Source organism: Lactiplantibacillus sp. YT640, assembly GCF_049745435.1.
Lineage (GTDB): Bacteria > Bacillota > Bacilli > Lactobacillales > Lactobacillaceae > Lactiplantibacillus > Lactiplantibacillus plantarum.
Genome location: NZ_JBMNVY010000004.1, coordinates 180840 through 201750 on the forward strand (window position 1 = coordinate 180840; position 20911 = coordinate 201750).

Here is a 20911-nt window from a genome sequence, read left to right on the forward strand (position 1 = left end):
GAGGTGAATCGCTTTATTTTTAATTATGAATTGGCTTGTAATTTAGTTAAATCTGCTGCCGTGAAATAAACATCTCGTGGTTTGGAACCCTTAGCTGCTGAAACGTAGCCGCGACTTTCCAAATCATCAATAATATTGGCCGCCCGATTATAGCCAATCGAGAAGTTTCGTTGCAACTTCGATGTTGACATGGTATCTTCATCGGCAATGTAAGCCAATGCTTCAGGCATCAAGTCATCTTCATTGCGTGCTGCTTCCTCGTGCTTCATTAGGCTGTCTGGCTGAAATTCATAGTGCGGTGCTGCCTGATCACGGACAAACTGAGTGATACTGTCAATCTCACTGTCCACGAACGTCCCCTGCAACCGAATCGGTGCGGGTTGACCGTTGCCAAGATACAACATATCACCGCGTCCCAACAGGCGTTCCGCCCCACTCGCGTCCAGAATCGTCCGCGAATCGATCTGGCTGGCAACCATGAAGGCCACCCGCGTTGGGATATTATTCTTGATCAAACCAGTGACCACATCAACACTTGGCCGCTGGGTCGCAACTAGTAAATGAATCCCTGCCGCACGGGCTTTCTGGGTGATTCTGGCAATGTAATCCTGAACCTCACTAGAAGCAACCATCATCAAATCAGCTAATTCGTCGATTACAATCACGATATACGGCATTTTTAGAGCCGGCTCGTCATGTTCGTCGGCCAGTTTGTTGAATTGCTCAATGTTCCGGGCACCACCAGCGGCAAGTTTATCATACCGGTTGTCCATTTCATCAACGACCCATTTCAGCGCTGCCGAAGCGGCTTTGGGTTCTGAAATCACGGGTGCTAATAAATGTGGAATCTCGTTGTATGGTGCTAGTTCTACGGCCTTCGGATCAATTAACAACAATTTAACTTGTTGTGGGTTCGCTTTGTACAGAATCGAAACCAGGATACTATTGATGAAGACTGATTTTCCAGAACCCGTAGCCCCCGCAATCAAACCGTGCGGCATCTTCCGCAGGTCAGTGACTTGTGGTTGCCCGAATAAATCGACACCGAGTGCGACCGTCAATGGTGACTTACTGTCGCGGAATTTGTCAGAATCTAAAACTTCAGACAGCATCACCGGCCGCGATTTCGCATTTGGAATTTCAATCCCAATCGTATTACGGCCAGGGATCGGCGCTTCAATTCGAATATCTTTTGCAGCCAAGGCCAATTTCAAATCATCATTTAAGTTGGTAATCTTGCTGACCTTGACGCCACGAGCAGGTTTTACTTGGAACTGAGTCACGGTTGGCCCAATCGTCCAATCGACAACGTTGGCATTGACACCAAATGCGTCCAGAGATTCATCTAACGCACTGGCCTTCTGCTCGATCCAATCATCCATCTCAGATTCATTAGCCACGATCGGTGCTTTCAACAGATTCAGCGGTGGCAAATGATAAGCCGCTAATTCTTTATCCTCAAGGACGGGGGCCGCTGAACCGCCACTATGAACTAACTCAGGTTGTGAAGCCACTGCAGATGTCTCTGACAAAGCGGGACTAGTTGTAACTGCAGAAGTAGCCGCCTGTGACGGTGCCATAGTCACACTAGCCGCTCCCCCACTTTCCTGTAAAGGTACCGTGGATGCCACAACGCTGACTGGCGTGGCCGTTGCCGACGTCACAGCAGGACTTGTGCTAGTTGGCCGCATGCCAACCGGTTGATAAGGTTCTTCGTTAACGTGTGAACGAGTCTGCGCAGTACTTGACTGTGGTGCTGCAGAAGCCGCCGTTGTTGGCTGATCCTTAAATAACGCTAAGTCCGCCTGGGCATCGTGCTCAGCGGTCATAATATCCCCTAAGGATAGTCCTAGCCCATGTGCTGACTTGGGTGTCGCACTAGTCGCAGCAGATTCTATTTTATCATGATCAGCAGCCGCATTAACAGTTGCAGCAGATTCAGCAAGCGCGGGATCAGTTGGTTCAAACACTTCTGTCGGCCCTGCCGATACTGCCGAACTTGCCGCGCTAGGCGCATTTACGGCGGCCGCCGACGCTGCTAAGCTTGGGTCAGTGGGCTCAAATACTTCCGTGGGGCCTGCCGATACTGCCGAACTTACCGCGCTAGGCGCATTTATGGCGGCTGCCGACGCTGCTAAACTTGGGTCAGTGGGCTCAAATACTTCCGTGGGAGCCGTCACTACCACTGAATCATCGGTTTTAGGCGTATTAATTGCCGCAGCCGACACAGCTAATTCAGGAGTAGTAGGTTCAAACACTTCCGTTGGTCGCACAACCGTCGCCGAAGCTGCGGACACCGTGGAATCACTGCCGGTCTGTGACGTGTTAGCCACGACCGTTTGAGCAGCCCCGCTCGATGCTGCCTGACTAGTTACCGTTGTCGGGTCAACACTTGAAGCCATCTTCCGTTCCGCTTGACTAAGAACTGCCGAATCACTCGGGTGTTCAACTTGACTCGTGTCCGTCCCACTATCAGAAAGCGGTTGTTGCAAATCAACAGCCGGTAAATCATTAGCTGCTGCATCCGCAAACAATAAGAAGGTCTCGGGCCGCTTATGCAAGCTCGCTTCAATTTCTAAATAATTACGGTCATCGTGATCCTGAATGATACCGCCATTTGTCAGCGCCGCACTAAGCTGGGCTGGTACCCGGGATGGGTGAAAAGTCCCATGGGTGCCACCGTTAAAGAGGGTCGCACTAGTTGCAGCACTGCTACTCGAAGTAGTTGCCTGACTCGTCACCTGCTTGGCGCTAGTTTGACTGGCTGCCCGCTTTGGCGTCGCACTAGGTGCACCAGCAGTCGATTGTGGACTAGCCGATGCCGCTACAGGAGTTGATTGACTGGCCGCTGAATTATTCACTTGTGGTTTGTTAAATCGATATTTCCGGAAAAATGCCGGGCCATCATAATGGTTCATTTTCAATCATCCTAGTTTTTAATATCTGCAAATTAAGCGGTAAATAACGTCTGAGCGCGTTTAAAATCGAATGCCGCACCCACTGGCTGATAATCGGCGGGCAAAATCAAAGCTCCTGGCCGTTGTGGCGCGTTCGGTAATCGTAATTCCCGGCCTGAAACAATCATGCCATCACTCTCAACGCCCCGTAATTCGCCCGGCCAAATAATTAAGCCACTGGGCATCATTGCACCGACCTTGGCAACAACAACTAAAATATTCGCCTGCATATTAGGTGAACCACTCACGATTTGAAGTGGTTGTTCCAAACCAACATTCGTCTTGGTAATCTGTAAATGATCAGACTTTGGATGTGCTTCGGCTGATTCCACATAGCCGACCACAAACTTAGGGTCAGTGTCTAAAACTAATTCAGGTTCAAAATCATTGGTTTTTAATAAATTATTTAATTGCTCAACTTGTTCGGCCGTTAAGTGAACTTGACCATTGGCATCTAAGTCGCCTAACGTCTTGGAAACGTCAAAGAAATTATAGCCCAAGGTTTCCCCACTGTCAGCATCGCTAATACGCGTCACATTGGCATGTGTTTCAATCGTTTGGGTGGCCGCATCTGGTCGTAAAATGGTGATTAACGTGTCACCTAATTCGGATGGATTATAACTTGTAATTAACATGTGAAACCCCTTTACTCTCATTTTAGCGTTCAATATATTATTATAGCGTATTTTACTTAAATCATACTGATTAATTATGACTTTTCTTTGTATTCTCGTCAATCATTGGTATACTAAATTTAAATAAAACATTTCCTAGTCAAGTTAGCTGAAAGGAGACGCAACATCATGAATAAACAATTACAATATGGCGGCTTGTTAGCGGTTGGGATGGCTGGTATCGCCGGGGGCTTTTCCGTTGGCGGCCTGTTCAAGCGGTTGCGCCGCCCCACCCCTAACCAAATTCTTAGCCAAGTCAAGCGCGCGTTTTTGAAGGAAGCACCGATTGAAGGCTCGTGGATTGAAATGAAAAAATCCCCATTACAAAAGTTCGCATTGCGCACGGATGTCTACTATGGCGGCATTACCCGCTATGAAGATGGTCAGCTGGTACAGTACGAGTTTTTGGCCGATGCAAATACTGGTAGTATTTTAGACATTTACCGGCTTTAATAACTCACAATTGACTATCCGCATCAAAAATCAAAAATGAGCTTCTGGAATTAAAATTCTGGAAGCTCATTTTTGATGTTTCCGACAATTACACTCAATTAAAAAACAGCGATCGCCGACGCGTTTCGCTGTTCTCATTCAGTCTATTTTGCTGGGAAAGTTGCAATAATCTTATAAATTGGGCCCGCCGCACTGAACTTCTGTTCATATTCAGTCTCGACGTTATCCTCAGGTGTGGCAACCGCATGCAAGTCTAACCAAACTTGTTCAAATTGCATCCCAAAGTTATTCATGCTCGTTAATGAAAATTCGAATAGCCCCCGGTTATCAGTCTTAAATTCAATCTGACCGTTGGGTTTTAAGACTTCCCGGTAACTGCTCAAAAACGACTTGTAGGTCAAACGCCGCTTTTCATGACGCGACTTCGGCCACGGATCAGAGAAGTTCAGATATAAGCGATCAACTTCATGGGGTTCGAAAAAGGCAGTCACCGCTTGACCGTCCGCATGTGCCAATTGCAGGTTAGGCAGCGGGGCCTCGACTAGCTTTTTCAAAATAATCGCAATCACCGAGGTCTGAATTTCAATGGCAACGTAATTTATCTCAGGATGACGCTTAGCCATTTCAATGATGAACTGGCCCTTCCCACTCCCCACTTCAATCTGGAGTGGCTGGGGTTTGGCAAAACGGCTTTGCCAGCGGCCTTTTAACTGAGTTGGATCTTCGGTAATAAGTTCGGGATGGGCGGCAATTAACTTTGGCGCCCACGGTTTATTTCTGACACGCATCTTGATTGACTCCTTCTTCATTTGCTTACTCAACAAAATCGCCGCGAATTCCATCTGGGACTCGCGGCGATTTTGTTGCTCGTCGTTACACTTCGTACTGCGATAATTCTTCTAAAAAGATAATTTCATGGTTCATCTGATGGTACTGATTCCGATAATAATTATCTTTGATATTCAATAGTAAATTAATCTTAGCATACCAGACCACTCGCGTCCGTAAGGCGGTCGTCATAGTCTCACCGTATTCACTAAGCCACTGTTGCCAATCACTTAACGGGACATATTCGCATAGTAGCATACTAATATCTGACGCCGGATCCGCAAATCTTGCGGAATCCCAGTCAACCAAGTACAGTTGTTGGCGATCAGATAGTAACCAGTTCTTGTGGTTAAGATCACCGTGACAAACGCGATAATCAGTGGCCGGTAAAGTGGGTGCGGTTCCTCTTAATTCATCCAGAACCCGGGCCATTAACGGATGGTGCCGTAAATCATCTGGTAAATCTTGTAAGTATTGCTGAATAAAGTCTTGTGGGCGGACACTCTGACCACCGACTTTTCTTAACATCCGGTGAAGCAACTCGGAATTGTGCACACGTGCCAATAAATGCGCCACTTCAGGCAGCCGCATTTGTTGCTTCGTTAAAGTTTGACCATTCAACCACTCTTGGGCTGTCAGCGTATCCCCGCTCGAGATACGCTTCGTCCAGATTAATCGCGGGGTAATTTCTTCCATCGACAGCGCCGCTAGGAACGGCGAGGCGTTTCGCTTTAAGAACAATCGTTGGTGATTTTTTTTGCCCATGAAAGCTTTATTCGTATTCCCATAGATCGGGTAAACGTCCCAGCCATCATCAAGTTCGAAATCCATCAGCCCCACTCCTCTCAAAATTTATTTAATGACTCATTATTATTTGACTTAACAATCACATTTTATAGACGAAAGTTGAATCCGTCAAGTCCTTTTTAACCCTTGATACATCAAGGTTTTAAGCTAATCTTAATTTTAAATACCAAGTAACTAAGAGATAGATTTCAATCACGTTAATGATGAGCAAAATCCCAACTTGAGCTAACGGTGCGTTGCTTAACCAGAACGCAACTAAAAAGATTAATCCCGTCAAACTTAACACGTTTCGCAATAACCGCTGAAAGTTTTTCACCCGCTGTTTAGTTGCCAGCGGATAAATGTGCGTAAAAACTATATTATCGTATTGCTTGTAAAACGGCAACAATTGAAACCCAATCAAGTAAATAAATAAGGCGTCCAACGCCATCGCTAACCAACCGTGCCCACTAAAGTACAGTAGCACCGCACCAATAACTGTCAAACGAACCACTAACCCGCTAAATTCCGTGCCGCGCAACATGCCACGTGTATATAGGTAGCCAAACGCATGCTGCTGGTCCTTAGGTAACCACCGTAGTAACCAATCCAGGTACCGACGACGTTTGACACTGCCTTGCACCATTGGTACATCCGTAAATAAATTAAAGAATCGATAAATCCCTAACATACGGTTGGCTTCGGCTTTGATGTCGTCACGCCAAGCAATCACCGTGGTCGACCAAATTCGTTGGTGCAAATAACGTTGTCCCACCGCAATCGCGATAGCCATTACGGCACTCAACCACGGCGTCACTAGTAGTCCCACTGCCAACGTGACGAACGCGCCGGCCCAGTTCAGGGGGCGCAACCACCGCTTCATGCTTGGCTTCACTTGATAGAGATGCGTCACGCTCAGCGTTAACTGGGCATCCTTTAACGCCAACTGGGTGATGAGTAACGCCAGCAACGACCAGCCCGTCATCTGATCAACGATCATGAGCAACGGCACGGTCAAGCCAACAAAAATCACTTGGACTGCTTGCGCCAACCACCAACTGTAGCGCCACGCTTTCACGAAGTACGCATGCACATCTCGTTCACGTGGTAACAGGAAAACGGTATCGGCCGGTTCTAATAACGTTGCGATATGACTGACACTTAGGCCCGCCCATAATAAGAGACCGAGCACCCAGACGATCCACGTCTGCTGAGGGCCAAGCGTCTTGAGCCAATTGGAATAAGCCAGCCCGAGTCCGCCGACAAAAAACATCAATGCAATGACAAAGTGATCATTGAACACCAATCTTAGGTAGCGCAGCATCCGACGCAGATGCCGCTGCAACCGCGTTTGAAATAACTCATTCATCACGGGTCACCCCGGTCAATGAAAGATAAATATCGTTTAACGACTCACCCGCATCCGGATAATTCGCTTTGATTTCAGCAAAAGTCCCCTGTGTCTGTACTTCACCAGCATGCAATAATACAAACTTATCACAAGCTTTTTCAGCCGTGTCCAAAACGTGCGTCGACATAAGGACAGCGGCTCCCTGTGCTTTGACTGTCGCAATCAATGCCAACAAGTCGTGCACCGCCAAAGGATCCAGTCCTAAGAAAGGCTCATCAATAATGAACAACTTAGCGTTAGTGATGAACGCACAAACAATCATGACTTTCTGTTTCATTCCCTTTGAGAAGTTCGCGGGGAACCAATCCAACTTGTTAGCCAATCGGAAAGTTTTCAATAAGTCATGAGCCTGTTGCCAAGCCTGTTCTTGGTCTAAACCATACGCCAGCATCGTCATTTCTAGATGTTCTTTTAATGTTAACTCTTCATATAAGATAGGTGTTTCTGGAATGTACGCAATTTGGCTTTTATAGCTTTGAGGATCTTGTGCTAATGTCACGCCATTGAGCGCAATTGATCCTTTCATGGGCGTCAACAAACCGATAATATGATTAATGGTCGTTGACTTACCGGCCCCGTTAAGTCCGATCAAGCCCACTAATTCACCGGGCTCAACTTGAAAACTAATATCTTTTAAGACGGGAATTTGCGAATACCCACCAACTAAGTGTTGTACCGCTAATGTCATAACGTTAACCTCTTTCTGTGTTGGTATAAGTGCTCCCATTATAGCATAGCCATCACGACACCCTCTATTTGGTTGGCTCATTGATCCCCGACTTTACCGAAACTTCAGTAATTTGTCGTCAATCAAGCTACCTAGTTTTGATTGCCGCAACATCGATAGTGTATAATGAACCCAACTAATAAATAAAGAAGGTTATCACATGACAGCTTTTGAACCAAAACTCGATGACGATTGTATCTTTTGTAAAATAATTAAGGGCGATATTCCGAGCTATACCGTTTATGAAGACGACATGGTCAAAGCCTTTCTTGACATCTCGCAAGGTACTCCTGGTCACACCTTAGTCGTACCGAAGACGCACGTTGCCGATATTTTCGGTTACGATCGTGATCTTGCCAGCATCGTGTTTGCGCGGATTCCTGAAATCGCCCGCGCTATCAAAGCAACTGACGAGAATATCATTGGCATGAATATCGTTAACAATAATGGTGCGGTCGCTTATCAGTCCGTCTTCCACTCCCATTTTCACCTCATCCCCCGCTACAGCGATAAAGATGATTTTCGGATGATCTTTAAGGACAACGCCAAAAAATATGACGAAACCGACTACACTCGCTTACAGAACGCCATTAAAACTGAATTAGCTAATTAGGAGGTCTCCCATGGCAAAGTTTATTCGTAACAGCCTGATCGGTCTGGGTCTCAGTGCTGCGACCTACATGTTGATCAATCAGAAAACACCTAAAGCACTCTACACAGACATCAAAAGTTACGTGCAAGACATTTTAGATGCTGCTGATAACTTACAAGACGCACGTGAAGAGTTTAGCGATGCCCAGAGCAATCTCAGTGTTCAAATGGCCCACGCTGCGGAAGTTTTTGATGACATTCAGACTGAATTGGATAAATTTCAATTTAAGATTGAACCCCACGTAGCCATCATGAAAAAACGTGCGGATCACTTACAAGACACCTTAGACCATTTAACCAAGACAACCGACTGAGCAAGTAATCGTGAGGTCGCATTAGGCCCACGATTTTTTTGTTTGCTATCTTAACAAGCTGATTTCGTTTAAATTCACTGACGCATTAGGTAGAATTTATGAAGAGGCTGTGAAATCTCTGAAAATTTTGTAAAGATTTCCATATGCATGCAGAAGCTTTAATAGATATGGTATAGTAGTCGTTGAAGTCTGCTAACGCAGAACGATTTCAAGAATAGGATGTGTTTTAGGAATGAAGAAATGGCTCATTGCCCTTGCTGGTGTCTTACTAACCTTCACCTTAGCTGGTTGTGGTAGCAAGACCGTTGCATCAACTTCCGGTGGTAAGATTACCGAAAGCCAATATTACAGTAGTATGAAGGGAACCTCTTCAGGTAAGCAAGTCTTGCAACAAATGATCCTGAATAAGGTGCTCGAAAAGGATTATGGCTCAAAAGTTTCGACTAAGCAAGTGACGAAGCAATATAATACTTACAAGTCACAATATGGTAGTTCTTTCTCAACCGTCTTATCGCAAAATGGTTTGACGACCAAGACCTTCAAGGAACAATTACGTTCTAACTTATTATTGAAGGAAGCCGTTAAAGACAAGGTCAAGATTACTGATAAAGCTTTGAAGAAGCAATGGAAGTCTTACGAACCTAAAGTCACGGTTCAACATATCCTAGTTGCCAAATCAGCAACTGCTGACAAAGTCTTAGACGCTTTGAAGAAGGATTCTAGCCAAGCCAACTTTACGAAGTTAGCCAAGAAGTATTCAACTGATACAACGACTAAGAATGATGGTGGTAAGTTATCAGCCTTTGATAACACTAACACGAGCTACTCATCTAAATTCTTAACGGCTGCTTTCAAGCTGAAGAACGGTGAATACACGACTTCCGCTGTTAAGACCAGCAACGGTTATGAAATCATCCGGATGATCAAGAACCCTGGTAAGGGTAAGATGTCTGATCACACCGCTGATTTGAAGAAACAAATTTGGGACAATGATATGAGCGACTCCACTGTCTTACAAAACGTTGTTTCTAAAGTGCTTAAGGGTGGGAACGTTTCAATCAAGGATAACGATTTGAAGGATATCTTATCGTCATACCTTTCAACCTCATCTTCATCAAGCTCTAACTAATTAAATTAATTAAGCCACCCTGACGTTTAACATGTCAGGGTGGCTTTTTGTGTGGAATCATGATTTTAAACGCTTGTTTTTTGAAAACGACTAACGTTATTCGTGAGCGCTTTGCACCAGGCCACCGATAAATATATCCCGGGAACGCCTCCCAAGCTACTTAATCACATCCAAACAATTCACGCCGAAAGACTAACCGTCAGCTAGCTGCTCGCAAATTTAGCAGTAAATACCTCAAAATGGGCATTGAGCAGTTTATGATTTAAGGTTTGTTGCCACCACTTCGTATCCACTGTAATATCAGGATGCCAAGCAGCAGTTAAGGCCGCGGTAATCGTGGCAATCGTATCCGTATCGCCGCCAAAGTTAACAGCCGCTAACACCGCTTCCCGTGGCGTCTGGTAGTTTAAAGCTAACCAGCATGCGGCCAACAGGGTATCCACAACGTAACCGCTAGTCCGAATGACTCCGGCTTTTGTTTGGGCGAAGTCTGGTGAAAATAACGCGCCATATGTGCTCAGTTCACCTAAAAGTGTCATATCCTTGATTGTACTGATTAGCAATTCATGCACCGATACCAGTGCAGCAGGCAACGCTTGTCCCTGATGAAGCGCATGCAACACTTCCAAATAAATTAGACTCGCCACAACTGAACGAGCATGACCATGTGTCAACATCGTGTAATTTCTAGTTATCGTCAGTCGATGTGCGACGCTTGTGTCATTCTGCAGAGCCACCGCTAACGGCGCTAAGTACATCAGCGCGCCGTTGCCATTCGCATGCACCGAAGGATCACCGCATTGGCGGGCCGGAAACTGATTGATGGCATAATTCCGAATTGCATGAGCACAAGTCCGACCAATGTCAAACAGTTCACCACGCGGCGTGTTCGTTCCAAAGCGCATATAGTTCTCAAATCGGGACATGAGATCATCATAATCACCACCGCTAACCAAATTCTCAATCAATCCTAAACTCATCGATGTGTCATCAGACCAGCTCCCTGCTGGCTGTTTCCAAAAGTCACTTGCGACCATTTCCGTAATTAACGGATAAGTTCCCCGTTGACGATTTTCCGCGGGCAACCCTAATGCGTCCGCTACTACTGACCATCGTAAGCCATTGATAATTTCCGCTCGGCGCACGCCCATCACTCCTCCCGTTAGTTAACCGATTCTTTATTTATTCATATGACTTAATTATACGCCATTACACCTAGTGCTGGCACATCAACACTGTCCTACATCATCGTGGCCTGATTGATAAGCTAATACTAATCAATATTCATCAAAATATATGCATAAAAATAGCCGCAACCTAATAGATTATGCTAGCCCTATAGCAACGATAAACGCAAGACAATCTTCTGGCCAGGAGTTGATTATCGTTACCAAACATTTGTTGATCACCGCAGGCACGGACAACCAAAAAGGAGCGATCCATCATGAAAAAAACAGTGCTTACCGCGACCATGTTGTTAAGCTTACTAGGAATGCCCGCCGTCATGGCAACCGCCGATTCAACTGCGAACACAACTACTAATTTGGAATTGACAGAAAATACTGGACCAACTATCCCAGTAGATCCCACTAACCCGGCCAATCCACAAGTTCCAGAAGATCCAGACAATCCAGCTACTGGTAATACTGGTGCTCTAACATTAGACGTGGCTCCTCGAACTTTCGACTTCGGCTCCGTTCAAACTTATGCCGCCGAACACACTTATAAGGCCACGACGACCACTAATGGGCAACAATATTTACAGGTCACCGATAACCGTGGGACCGATGAACAGGGTTGGACCGTAACCGTCGAGCAAGATCAAGATTTAACCGAAACTAGTGGAAGTTCACCGCATGTTTTGACCGGTACCACCATCCACGTACCAGCTGGGATTGCACGTAATAGTCTGGCAACTGACCCTACGGCGGTCGATACCAACCTAACGACTACAGCTGCCGATGTTACCAATACGAGTGGTGCCGTGACCGTTTTTAATACAACGGCCACTACCGGCGCTGGTAAAGGCACTTCGGTTAAAGTTTGGGATCCAAGTGATGTCACTTTGACGATTCCCAAAAACACGGCCAAACCAGGAGCCTACAGCAACACTTTGACATGGACCTTGACCGCTGCTACCCCTAGCTAACCATAAGGAGGGATTGCCATGTTTAACCGCTTTTGTCTTAGTACGGGGTTAGCGATTTTAGGGTTAATGGCAACCAGTTTGACGGCTCTCGGGGCAACGACTAATGGTACCGTGACTTTTCAAGATGATACTAGTGCCACGGCCCCAGTTGATCCCACTAGTCCCAACGTCCCGTTGACAACCACCGATCCGAATAATCCGGCAACTAACAATACCGGAACATTGACCCTCGATGTAGCCCCAAAAACTATCGACTTTGGTACCGTCACTACGTCCAACGCAGCCAAAACTTACACTGCAATTGGCAACTACAATCAATATCTACAAGTCTCGGACAAACGCACCACTGCCAACGGCTGGCAAGTCAACGTTAAGCAAGACCGGACGTTAACTAACGCTAGTAATAATCACGTGCTGACTGGTGCGGTGATTCACCTACCCCAAGGAACTGCGCGTAATTCGCTAAACGAGCCCGCCTCAGTAGCCGATTCCAATTTAGTTGTTGCCCCCAGTGTAAGCGTCACCACCGCTGACCAAGTCGTTTTCAGTGCTCCCAACCGGGCGGGTGTTGGTAAAGCCACTTCCACAAACACTTGGAACGCGGGTGCCGTGACCCTTTCAATCCCCAAGCTGACAGCCCAAGTCGGTAACTACACGAACAACTTAGTTTGGACGTTAGTCGCCGCTACCACTAACTAGGAGGTAATCATGAAAAAATTGATGTGCTTATTCGGCGTAATTGGTGGCTTGGTTTTCATGAGTTGGACCTCACCAAGCGTCCAGGCCACCGCTACCAATGCCGAAGTTCAATATAGTGTTAACAGAATCAGTCCCGGCCAAGAAGTCGATGCTAGCAGTCCGTTTTTCGACCTTAAGGCCAAGGCGGGCACCACTCGTAAAATTCAGGCGCGGGTCTATAACCCGACTGACCAATCAATTACGGTCAAGACCCAGCTACTCACGACATTTACGAATGATTCAGGCCAAATCGCTTACACCCAAACAGCCAAACGATACGATGCCAGCTTAAAATATCGTTTTGATCAAATTGCGACTTTGGCAGCCGGTTCCGATAAAGTCACGGTCCCCGCCAAAAGTAACCGGGTCGTCAGCGCCACAATCAACATTCCCAAAGGATTCGATACCGGGGTAATCTTAGGCTCATGGTACTTCGAAAAAATGGGGCAAGGCGCGAAAAAAGCATCCAAGGGCGTCAATATTAACCAAAAATATAGTTATGCGTTAGCGGTTAAACTGACGGCCAAAGAAATTGCACAGCCTAAGTTGACTTTGGGGACGGTCACTCCCGGATTACGCAACTATCGCAAAGTCGTGCTCGCGACCATTCGGAACCCAGAACCAGCAGTGGTCTCGCAATTAAAACTGACCACTAAGGTCACGAGAAAAGGCAGTTCCAAGGTACTCTATCAGAACAGTAGCGACAACTTGATCATGGCCCCCAATTCGAACTTCACTTACCCCACTTTTTTAGACGATCAAGTCATGCGGGCGGGTGATTATACCTTATCCGTCACCGCAACGACTAACGACTCCAAATGGGCCAAAAAAACTTGGCATTGGTCCCGGGACTTTAAGATTACGACTGAACAAGCACGTCAAAATAATCAAAAAGCCAAGAATGACCCGGCCGCCCCCATCAGTATCTGGTGGTACGTCCTAATCGTCATTGTAATTGCTGGCTTATCCGCCGGAATCGTTTATCTAATTATGAAACGACACAATCGCAGAACCTAAATAAGCAGTTAATTTTAGATTATCTTCTAACTTGGTACTCAAACAAGGAGGTTATCGTTATGGCTAAATTCAGGCGGCTAGTTTTACTATCATTAAGCCTTGGACTAGCCCTCGCTGGTGGCTGTCGGAGTCCCGATGCCCTAGCGGCTACCCCAACTGACACTAGTGTGACATTGACCGACTGGCAAGCCGGGACGGACCTGACAAACTTCCAGCACCCCCGTCCCTATCAATATCTAGCGGTGCCCAACATCATCGCCACTGCTAATCAACAGGCTTCGACTCAGACACCATCATCCGCGGCAATACGTCCAGATCAATCAGTGCTACCACAAACGAATGAAGCCCGCCAACTGTTAGTCTGGTTAGGTCTGTTGACAGCTGTCTTAGCCGGTTGGCTCGTGTGGCTCATGCAACGCCGAAGGGAGTGAGCAATTTGCAACGACCACGAAGATTAATAACGGCTTGGCTCGGGTTACTCGTTCTCTTAATGAGTCTACTCGTTGTCAACGGCGGTGCCATTTATGCGACAGCGACCACCACGACCACACCAATCAAATTCGAGGAACCACCCACGGAATTAGTGATTGGGCAACCTTTTACACTTCAGTTGGCCGTACAAGGTTCCCAGGAACACCAAGTCATGGTCGCTATTCCTGAGGCCCTCACCGTTGACCAAACTAAAACCCGGCAAGCCAACAGAGCGAGCCTCGCTGAGCTGGATTTTGATGCTGACAACCGGAAACTAACTTTGACGCCATCTGATCCGACAGCCAGTACCACGTTCGATTTGGTATTGAGTGCCAGTGAAGCGAAAACCTACAAAGTGACCGCGGAAGCACTGATTACTGGGCCAGCATTAGCGACCACTACCGCTTCAGCTGTCGCCAGTAGTGAAAAACCGACGACCCACACCATGACCGCTGAACCAATAACTTTCACCGTGGCCGCGGGCTCCGCAGTCGACTCACCTCCTGAAGAAGCCGGCACTGAATCAGCACGTGAGGTCAGCAATGATGCCGAAAGCACCTCTTCGGCCAGTCAAGCCCCGACCACTGACGATTCGTCAGCAACAGCAACACAAGCGGCTACCACGAAACGTGATGACTACAATGCCACAAGCAAATCGTCCGAACAGTCGTCTAGTACCACCGCGACATCGGACCCGACTGCTGACAACGACACTGCTACTAGTCGCACAGCGCAGGCTGATTCGGAAGTAGAACGGACACCGAAAGCGACTAAAGCGACTGCCACCAAAGCCGCTAATGATATCACGACCGCAGCAATCGTGGTCAATCCAGATGGTAGCACGACCGTCTCAACTTATGATGATTTAAAATCAGCGTATACCAATACCGCCGTCACGACGATTAAATTGGGGGCCAACATTACCCACACGTCAACAAGTGCTACAGAATTAGGCACTCGTACCACCAGCCTGACCATCGACGGGCAAAATCACAGCCTTGATCTCGGCATCGGTAACTTCACATTGGGTTCCACAACCACGGCCCAGACAATGACAGTAAAAAACTTCAGTAGTATTCGTGGCGCAATTGCGAGTGGAACAAGTAGTGGTGGCGCCGCCGGAATCATTCAAAGTGGGACCGATGGTGGGGCTAATGCTGGTGGAGCTCGTTGGACAATTACAGTGACCGATTTAATCACTACCAGCGACGTTTACCGCCTCGTCAACGCTCCTGGTAATCAAGTCAATGTCAGTGGCGCAGTCACCGCAACAACCGTCGCTGAAAACATGATTACTGGTGGAATGACCTTTGCCGCCAGCAGTACCTACATCGGTCGCAAGGCGAATAACAGTGCCGCCAACAAAGCTTTCTTCAACTTCACGGCAACTAGTACAGTTGGGACTGGAGACCGTAAAGTCACTATTGGTAGCGCTGCTAATGTTAACTTGCTAGGTAGCGCATCAGACGCGACTCGGGGTATTTTCTATGACCAGTATGATGCCGTCACGGTGGGTACCAACGCTATCCTAACCGCCAAGATGTACGGTAACGTCTATCGGGCAGAAACAGCAAACACGTTTACCGCCAACGCTGGCAGTAAGGTCACGTTTGAGAACTTAGCCACAACTAGTAGTAATGCGCTCTACTACGTTACCCCGTTGATTCCGCTTGGCAACAACAGTACGTTTACCGTGACGGGTGGCGAGTTGTATATCACTAGTAGTGGCTCAGCCCCTATTTTTGGTGGCTACATGTCCGGTTTGAGCGTCTTGCTAGATTCCCCTAAGGCCTACGACATTAAAAATACGGACTTTGCGCTTCTCGTTCAAACGGGGTCAATCGTCGAGACGACCATTAAAAGTTTCAAAATCACGAACAGTAACCTGAGTATGTGGTCATTGTCCTTATTGAACCTGTTGAGCGCCAGTGTGACCTATCAAGGGATCACCGCCATCGAACAGAACGGGGTCCTGATTACCAACAGCGGTAGCGTCTTACCGGGACTACTCACCTTCTCGGCTGCGCGCCGAATTGCGAACACCCTCTCATTACCGACTGTGCAATTCAGCTCACCGTATACGAGTGACTTGAACGCCCAGCTCGTCACCAATGCCGACAAGAAGGTCCGCGTTCGCGTTATCACCGGTTATACAGAATCGAATGGCACACAAACGCCGATTTACGCTGGAACGGGCACGGCAACCGTCAAGTTAACAGATGATCAAGGCGCAACGCAAAGTGGTACGACTGACAGCAGCGGTTACGTTAATTTCACCTTAGATCATTTTCCAACGGCCGGCACGACTATGACAGCTCAAGCAACGACCACCTATACTTCAGATCCTGTCACCATAACCGTCCAAGATAAGACGCCACCGACGCCGGTAACCGTTAAAGATGGAAAAATCGTTGCCGACCAAAAAACGATTGCCAGCGGTTCCACGACGACGGCTGGTAACACACTTCGTTACACGGTTAACGGGACCTCCGCAGCTGATAGCAACGGCAATGCCATCACAGCAACCGCTGCCAGTGATGGGAGTTGGTCCCTTGCGATGCCAGCCACTAAATTAAAAGCTAACGACGTCATTCAGATTTTTGTGAAAGATAGTGCGGGGAACGAAAATCCGGTCACCAGTACAACTTATCATGATGCCACGTTTGCCGCCGCTACCCAATACACCGTCGCACCGGCAATCGGCCCGACAGCACCAACTGAGCCCGAGCACCCTGGTACGACCAATACCAGTGGGAGCGAAAACACTGGGACCGGTAATACGGGCGAACTTCGTTTAGACTACGCGCCCAGCCAATTTAACTTTGGCAGTGTCACAACAAGTATGCAGCCTAAAACTTACGCCGCCCAGACAATCAACGGTGTCGCGAAACAGTGGCTCCAAGTTTCGGATAATCGGTTAGCAACTCACGGTTGGACCGTCACCGCCCGCCAGAACAGTCCTTTTACTAGTACTAGTGGCGCCCAACTCACCGGCGCGAAGTTACACATTCCTGCCGGGCAGACCTATAATGAACGCGCTACGGGCCAGCTCAAAAGCTACGCGGTCGATCTCACAACCGCCGAACAACCCGTCTTTGCAGCCCCAGCAACGGCCAACGTGGGGAAAGACCTTTCAACCAACGTCTGGCAACCCACCCAAGTTCAATTGACCGTTCCTGGCAACACCGCCCAAGCGGGCCAAACCTATAACACAACCGTAACTTGGACGCTAACGGCTAACGTGACGAACTAACAATTAAATGTGCCAAACTGAGGCTCCTCGGCCGTACACCTTAAGTACTGGCCCCAACTCTAGCAATTGGAAGCGCGACTTCAAAGCACCATTAGACCACCACAATAATTGTCGATTTCATCACTTAAATTTGACCGTCGCTGGATTGCCCATCATTATTGATGACGCGACGGTTTTTTCCTGTGAGTTCCTAATGAGCTAATCATCAGTAACCACTAGTTTTCCATGTCATATACTGAGCTTAAGCAACACATCAACTTAAAATTGCCAAGTCCGTATAATGGGCTTGGCAATAATCAACCTAGTTAGTGGCTAAAGTTTGTAACGCCTGTAAACTAGCCGTACTGAGTACATCCACCGGCTGGCTTAATCCCGGTTGAAAGAAAAAGTCACCATAGGCTAATTGCTCGAGCGTTGCTCCCATCTGGATTGCGAGCGAAACGGTATTGATGACCGCCGTTAATTCTGCTGTAGACATTATTTGTGCACCTAGTATCCGATGAGTTTTATCATAAAACAACTTAAAATGAACGGTCGCATTCAATCGAGCTGGTGCGGATGCCACCAATCGGGGAACCGCGATGTAAGTTGCTAACACCGGTTGTTGCATACGGACAGCTAGTTGCGTGTTTAGGCCCGTAGCAGCAAAGTAATATCCCGCCGCATTAAGCGCGGACGTTGCCTGAACGCCGGGAAACACAATTCGCTGATCCGTTAACAAGTTATGCGCTAATAACCGACCGGCATGACTGGCCGCGCTGCCTAAAGTGATCCGCTCTTTAGTACCCGTGGGCGTAAACCGAACTTTAGTCGCATCGCCAATCGCGTAAATATCTGGAACACTTGTTTGAAAATAATCATCCGTCTCAATTAATCCCTCAGAATCTAGCGCCAAAGTTCCCCGTAGCCATGCAGTATTCGGTCGATTGCCGACTGCGACAAGGACTAAGTCGGCAGCATACTGACCACGATTCGTTTGTACCGCTGTCACGTGTGTTGAACCTAATACGGCCGTCACCCGCTCTTCCATCTTTAATTGCAGCCCATTCTCAACACTCGCTGCAGCTAAAATTTGCGTAAATTCTGAATCAAGATTGTGACTGAATGGCCGAGCGTTCACATCAATAACAGTTACTTGCTTGCCGGTTTGTTTAAATAAGGCTGCAAAATTCATCCCAATATAGCCGCCTCCAATCACGACCACGTTTTTAATGGCTGCTGACTTAGCGGCCAATTTTAACTCATTGATGCTGGCACGGTTTTGAATCGATCGAACACCAGATAATTCGGCTCCGGGAATCGGTAACTGGATTGGTAACGATCCAACGCTCAATACCAATCGATCGTAATGATCAGTCTGTAATTGCCCCCGTTGATTACGAGCAGTAATCGTGTGGGTCGCTGGGGTAATTCTTGTGACCGTCGTTTGGTCGAATAGAGTCACCTGCTGGGACAAGGCCAACCGCTCTTTTTCAGCATCCGCCGGAGCCCAATCCAAAGCCGTCGCGAATTGCCCGTGCTCGTACCAATGAATCTCATTATCCGTATTAGCTGCTAATAAGCCATTGACCGTTTCGCGGCCGCCATGTGCAGCCCCGACAATAATAATTTTTGCCATATTTTCCGCCTCTGATTACTTAAATTATTGTTAACAACGCTATTTAAGATACACGTTGTCTTTAACTACAACAATCGTTTGGCTACGGAAATCACTATTATTAAGGCACAAAAAGCAGTAAACTGTTTCTAAAACCAATTAGGAGATCTTTTTGTGACCCAACTCAATCAACGTCGACGTGGCAACCGACTGGAAAACGCGATTTATGACACCACCTATACCCTGCTTAGTCAATACGGCCTCGACCAGGTCACTTTTTCACGAGTAGCCACTGCGGCCGCTACCAGCCGCAGTGTTCTTTATCGCTACTGGGATTCGACCTTTGACCTCATCTTTCATACTATTATTCATCAAATACAAAAGACTCCCATTGCACTTACGACCACGCCATTAGATACTGGCAGTCTTCGTACCGATCTCATTCTGTTAGCGCAACGCTTTATCCAACAAACTAGTACGGGGCCCTTCCGCTATTTTCGGCTATTGTTTGCCACAGCCTTGAACGCGCAGAACCAGCGCGATCTCACGCAGTTAGTGACTCAAATTGATCATGCCAACTTGACCTTGATCGAGCCACTTCTGACGAATGCACAAAACCACGGTGAACTTCAGATTTGGCCTAACTAAGCCGCACAATTAGTATTGTTTCAACAATTACGGTACTGCGACATCATCAACCAACCGATGAACACTGATCAGCAACTCACCAATCTCATTGATCAAGTCGTTTTGCCGGCATTGCGAGCAAGTGGCGTTGCTAACCGGCATTTTCATCATTAAAGAACCTCTTCCTCACAAGTCAAATAAAGTCTGATTTCCTAGCCCATACTGCGTTGGAAATCAGACTTTATTTTTAATATTGAACCAGCGTCACCCTTAACTAGCCAAAACCAGGCGACGCCCCCCTTTACCCGTCTAACAAATTGTAATCTGGCGCTTATTGACGATAATCTGCCCTTCAGCCGCCAATTGTTTAAACTGACGACTCAGGGTTTCGGGAGTAATCCCCAAAATATTCGCCAATTCCTTCTTCTTCAACGGCAATTCAAATTCGATTTGTCCGGATTCAACGGCACAATCGCGCAAATACGCCATCAAACGCGCTTTAGCATCCAGCAAATCTCGTCGCAATTGATTCTTCTCAGCTTCAATCAATTGGTTCCCAAAATTATTGATCATTGCTAATGATAAACTGGCTGATTCACCTAATAATCGCTGAAAATCATCATATTGAATGGAACAGACCCACGCATCACTCGTGGCTTGAATAAATCCCTGATTCTCATGCGGTGCAAATAGCCAGTGTTGTCCGACGACATCACCACTACGCAACAACTCAATAATTTTCTCCTTACCATTAGCAGCTAAGGCATAAATTTTAGCCGTTCCCTCATCTAAAATGAGCATGCCTTCCTGATGGTCGAGTGGCTGACGAATCAACTGCCCTTTTTGATAAAATTTCCGGTGATGGGTCACCGTGATTAATTTGGCTTTCACCGCTGGCGCTAGCGGTGAAAATAATGGTGAACGACTCACACAATCCATTTTTGAATGCATAATTTCTCCTTTTCTTGATCTATGTCAATTTTCATATGATTAGACTAGCATATACTGACCATATAATGAAGAACTGGAGGAATTATTCATGACGGCAAATTCTATAATTAATCCGAACAGAAATTAAAAAGCCCAAAGCAATCACTTACAATGGTAGTAGCTAATTCCAACCAAATAT

20 protein-coding genes are annotated in these 20911 nt (G+C 47.1%); 10 read left to right on the forward strand and 10 right to left on the reverse strand.

The window, feature by feature from the left end; all coding sequences use genetic code 11:
* Positions 1–23: 23 nt before the first annotated feature.
* Both ACOV1R_RS04935 and ytpR read right to left on the reverse strand, forming a co-directional pair.
* Complete coding sequence (locus tag ACOV1R_RS04935) at positions 24–2918, reverse strand: DNA translocase FtsK (RefSeq protein ID WP_097558139.1); 2895 nt, start codon at positions 2916–2918, stop codon at positions 24–26.
* A 32-nt stretch (positions 2919–2950) separates the two neighbouring features.
* Positions 2951–3592 (reverse strand): YtpR family tRNA-binding protein, encoded by a 642-nt coding sequence (gene ytpR / locus ACOV1R_RS04940; protein WP_003645201.1) that lies wholly within the window; start codon positions 3590–3592, stop codon positions 2951–2953.
* Between the two features lie 168 nt (positions 3593–3760).
* Between ytpR and ACOV1R_RS04945 the strand changes: the two genes are divergently transcribed.
* Complete coding sequence (locus ACOV1R_RS04945; protein ID WP_003640256.1) at positions 3761–4084, forward strand: PepSY domain-containing protein; 324 nt, start codon at positions 3761–3763, stop codon at positions 4082–4084.
* Positions 4085–4227: 143 nt separating this feature from the next.
* On the opposite strand, the gene trmB is transcribed toward ACOV1R_RS04945, so the two are convergent.
* From trmB to ACOV1R_RS04965, 4 genes are all read right to left on the reverse strand, one after another.
* Entirely contained in the window at positions 4228–4872 is a 645-nt protein-coding gene (trmB, locus tag ACOV1R_RS04950; protein WP_003644279.1) for a tRNA (guanosine(46)-N7)-methyltransferase TrmB, read from the reverse strand.
* Positions 4873–4957: 85 nt separating this feature from the next.
* Complete coding sequence (locus ACOV1R_RS04955; protein WP_003640254.1) at positions 4958–5743, reverse strand: phosphotransferase family protein; 786 nt, start codon at positions 5741–5743, stop codon at positions 4958–4960.
* Positions 5744–5861: 118 nt separating this feature from the next.
* Positions 5862–7067 carry an ABC transporter permease gene (locus ACOV1R_RS04960; protein WP_003645203.1) on the reverse strand — a complete coding sequence of 402 codons (1206 nt, stop codon included), beginning with the start codon at positions 7065–7067 and terminating at the stop codon, positions 5862–5864.
* Positions 7060–7797 carry an ABC transporter ATP-binding protein gene (locus tag ACOV1R_RS04965; RefSeq protein ID WP_021357164.1) on the reverse strand — a complete coding sequence of 246 codons (738 nt, stop codon included), beginning with the start codon at positions 7795–7797 and terminating at the stop codon, positions 7060–7062. The genes ACOV1R_RS04960 and ACOV1R_RS04965 overlap by 8 nt, the downstream gene beginning before the upstream one ends.
* A 199-nt stretch (positions 7798–7996) precedes the next feature.
* Here ACOV1R_RS04965 and ACOV1R_RS04970 point away from each other — a divergent pair, with 199 nt between their 5' ends.
* From ACOV1R_RS04970 to ACOV1R_RS04980, 3 genes are all read left to right on the forward strand, one after another.
* Positions 7997–8449 (forward strand): HIT family protein, encoded by a 453-nt coding sequence (locus ACOV1R_RS04970; protein ID WP_003640251.1) that lies wholly within the window; start codon positions 7997–7999, stop codon positions 8447–8449.
* Positions 8450–8459: 10 nt separating this feature from the next.
* Positions 8460–8801, forward strand: coding sequence for a YtxH domain-containing protein (locus ACOV1R_RS04975; protein ID WP_021357163.1), 342 nt, complete (start codon positions 8460–8462; stop codon positions 8799–8801).
* 232 nt (positions 8802–9033) lie between these two features.
* Positions 9034–9930, forward strand: coding sequence for a peptidylprolyl isomerase PrsA (locus tag ACOV1R_RS04980; protein WP_003640249.1), 897 nt, complete (start codon positions 9034–9036; stop codon positions 9928–9930).
* A 203-nt stretch (positions 9931–10133) separates the two neighbouring features.
* Here ACOV1R_RS04980 and ACOV1R_RS04985 read toward each other — a convergent pair whose 3' ends face one another.
* Complete coding sequence (locus tag ACOV1R_RS04985; RefSeq protein ID WP_003645205.1) at positions 10134–11081, reverse strand: ADP-ribosylglycohydrolase family protein; 948 nt, start codon at positions 11079–11081, stop codon at positions 10134–10136.
* Between the two features lie 293 nt (positions 11082–11374).
* On the opposite strand from ACOV1R_RS04985, the gene ACOV1R_RS04990 reads away from it, so the two are divergent.
* From ACOV1R_RS04990 to ACOV1R_RS05010, 5 genes are read left to right on the forward strand one after another with little or no spacing between them, the layout of a single operon-like run.
* The gene (locus ACOV1R_RS04990; RefSeq protein WP_003640248.1) at positions 11375–12079 is read left to right on the forward strand and encodes a WxL domain-containing protein; all 705 of its coding nucleotides are present in this window, start codon (positions 11375–11377) and stop codon (positions 12077–12079) included.
* An 18-nt stretch (positions 12080–12097) separates the two neighbouring features.
* On the forward strand, positions 12098–12778 hold the full coding sequence (locus ACOV1R_RS04995) for a WxL domain-containing protein (RefSeq protein ID WP_003640247.1): 681 nt from the start codon (positions 12098–12100) through the stop codon (positions 12776–12778).
* Positions 12779–12787: 9 nt separating this feature from the next.
* Entirely contained in the window at positions 12788–13834 is a 1047-nt protein-coding gene (locus ACOV1R_RS05000) for a DUF916 and DUF3324 domain-containing protein (RefSeq protein WP_015380230.1), read from the forward strand.
* Between the two features lie 59 nt (positions 13835–13893).
* Positions 13894–14265, forward strand: a complete 372-nt coding sequence (locus ACOV1R_RS05005; protein WP_003645206.1) for an LPXTG cell wall anchor domain-containing protein — start codon at positions 13894–13896, stop codon at positions 14263–14265.
* 5 nt (positions 14266–14270) lie between these two features.
* A complete protein-coding gene (locus ACOV1R_RS05010; protein ID WP_097558137.1) occupies positions 14271–17558 on the forward strand; it encodes a WxL domain-containing protein in 3288 nt (1095 codons plus the stop codon).
* A gap of 301 nt (positions 17559–17859) precedes the next feature.
* Here ACOV1R_RS05010 and ACOV1R_RS05015 read toward each other — a convergent pair whose 3' ends face one another.
* Positions 17860–19176: an FAD-dependent oxidoreductase gene (locus ACOV1R_RS05015; protein WP_003640243.1), complete on the reverse strand. Its 1317-nt coding sequence runs from the start codon at positions 19174–19176 to the stop codon at positions 17860–17862.
* Between the two features lie 153 nt (positions 19177–19329).
* Between ACOV1R_RS05015 and ACOV1R_RS05020 the strand changes: the two genes are divergently transcribed.
* The gene (locus ACOV1R_RS05020) at positions 19330–19803 is read left to right on the forward strand and encodes a TetR/AcrR family transcriptional regulator C-terminal ligand-binding domain-containing protein (RefSeq protein ID WP_262336896.1); all 474 of its coding nucleotides are present in this window, start codon (positions 19330–19332) and stop codon (positions 19801–19803) included.
* Positions 19804–19830: 27 nt separating this feature from the next.
* Here ACOV1R_RS05020 and ACOV1R_RS05025 read toward each other — a convergent pair whose 3' ends face one another.
* The gene (locus tag ACOV1R_RS05025) at positions 19831–19953 is read right to left on the reverse strand and encodes a hypothetical protein (RefSeq protein WP_257591840.1); all 123 of its coding nucleotides are present in this window, start codon (positions 19951–19953) and stop codon (positions 19831–19833) included.
* 138 nt (positions 19954–20091) lie between these two features.
* The gene (locus ACOV1R_RS05030) at positions 20092–20733 is read right to left on the reverse strand and encodes a Crp/Fnr family transcriptional regulator (protein ID WP_011101408.1); all 642 of its coding nucleotides are present in this window, start codon (positions 20731–20733) and stop codon (positions 20092–20094) included.
* Between the last annotated feature and the right edge of the window lie 178 nt (positions 20734–20911).

What these genes read in the sequence shown, in the direction of transcription:
- ACOV1R_RS04955 (WP_003640254.1), bottom strand. Translation starts at nt 5,743, where the DNA reads ATGGATTTCGAACTTGATGATGGCTGGGACGTTTACCCGATCTATGGG.
- ACOV1R_RS04995 (WP_003640247.1), top strand. Translation starts at nt 12,098, where the DNA reads ATGTTTAACCGCTTTTGTCTTAGTACGGGGTTAGCGATTTTAGGGTTA.
- ACOV1R_RS04985 (WP_003645205.1), bottom strand. Translation starts at nt 11,081, where the DNA reads ATGGGCGTGCGCCGAGCGGAAATTATCAATGGCTTACGATGGTCAGTA.
- trmB (WP_003644279.1), bottom strand. Translation starts at nt 4,872, where the DNA reads ATGCGTGTCAGAAATAAACCGTGGGCGCCAAAGTTAATTGCCGCCCAT.
- ACOV1R_RS04980 (WP_003640249.1), top strand. Translation starts at nt 9,034, where the DNA reads ATGAAGAAATGGCTCATTGCCCTTGCTGGTGTCTTACTAACCTTCACC.
- ACOV1R_RS04965 (WP_021357164.1), bottom strand. Translation starts at nt 7,797, where the DNA reads ATGACATTAGCGGTACAACACTTAGTTGGTGGGTATTCGCAAATTCCC.
- ytpR (WP_003645201.1), bottom strand. Translation starts at nt 3,592, where the DNA reads ATGTTAATTACAAGTTATAATCCATCCGAATTAGGTGACACGTTAATC.
- ACOV1R_RS04935 (WP_097558139.1), bottom strand. Translation starts at nt 2,918, where the DNA reads ATGAACCATTATGATGGCCCGGCATTTTTCCGGAAATATCGATTTAAC.
- ACOV1R_RS04990 (WP_003640248.1), top strand. Translation starts at nt 11,375, where the DNA reads ATGAAAAAAACAGTGCTTACCGCGACCATGTTGTTAAGCTTACTAGGA.
- ACOV1R_RS05025 (WP_257591840.1), bottom strand. Translation starts at nt 19,953, where the DNA reads ATGATGAAAATGCCGGTTAGCAACGCCACTTGCTCGCAATGCCGGCAA.
- ACOV1R_RS04970 (WP_003640251.1), top strand. Translation starts at nt 7,997, where the DNA reads ATGACAGCTTTTGAACCAAAACTCGATGACGATTGTATCTTTTGTAAA.
- ACOV1R_RS05005 (WP_003645206.1), top strand. Translation starts at nt 13,894, where the DNA reads ATGGCTAAATTCAGGCGGCTAGTTTTACTATCATTAAGCCTTGGACTA.
- ACOV1R_RS04975 (WP_021357163.1), top strand. Translation starts at nt 8,460, where the DNA reads ATGGCAAAGTTTATTCGTAACAGCCTGATCGGTCTGGGTCTCAGTGCT.
- ACOV1R_RS05015 (WP_003640243.1), bottom strand. Translation starts at nt 19,176, where the DNA reads ATGGCAAAAATTATTATTGTCGGGGCTGCACATGGCGGCCGCGAAACG.
- ACOV1R_RS05030 (WP_011101408.1), bottom strand. Translation starts at nt 20,733, where the DNA reads ATGCATTCAAAAATGGATTGTGTGAGTCGTTCACCATTATTTTCACCG.
- ACOV1R_RS05000 (WP_015380230.1), top strand. Translation starts at nt 12,788, where the DNA reads ATGAAAAAATTGATGTGCTTATTCGGCGTAATTGGTGGCTTGGTTTTC.
- ACOV1R_RS04945 (WP_003640256.1), top strand. Translation starts at nt 3,761, where the DNA reads ATGAATAAACAATTACAATATGGCGGCTTGTTAGCGGTTGGGATGGCT.
- ACOV1R_RS04960 (WP_003645203.1), bottom strand. Translation starts at nt 7,067, where the DNA reads ATGAATGAGTTATTTCAAACGCGGTTGCAGCGGCATCTGCGTCGGATG.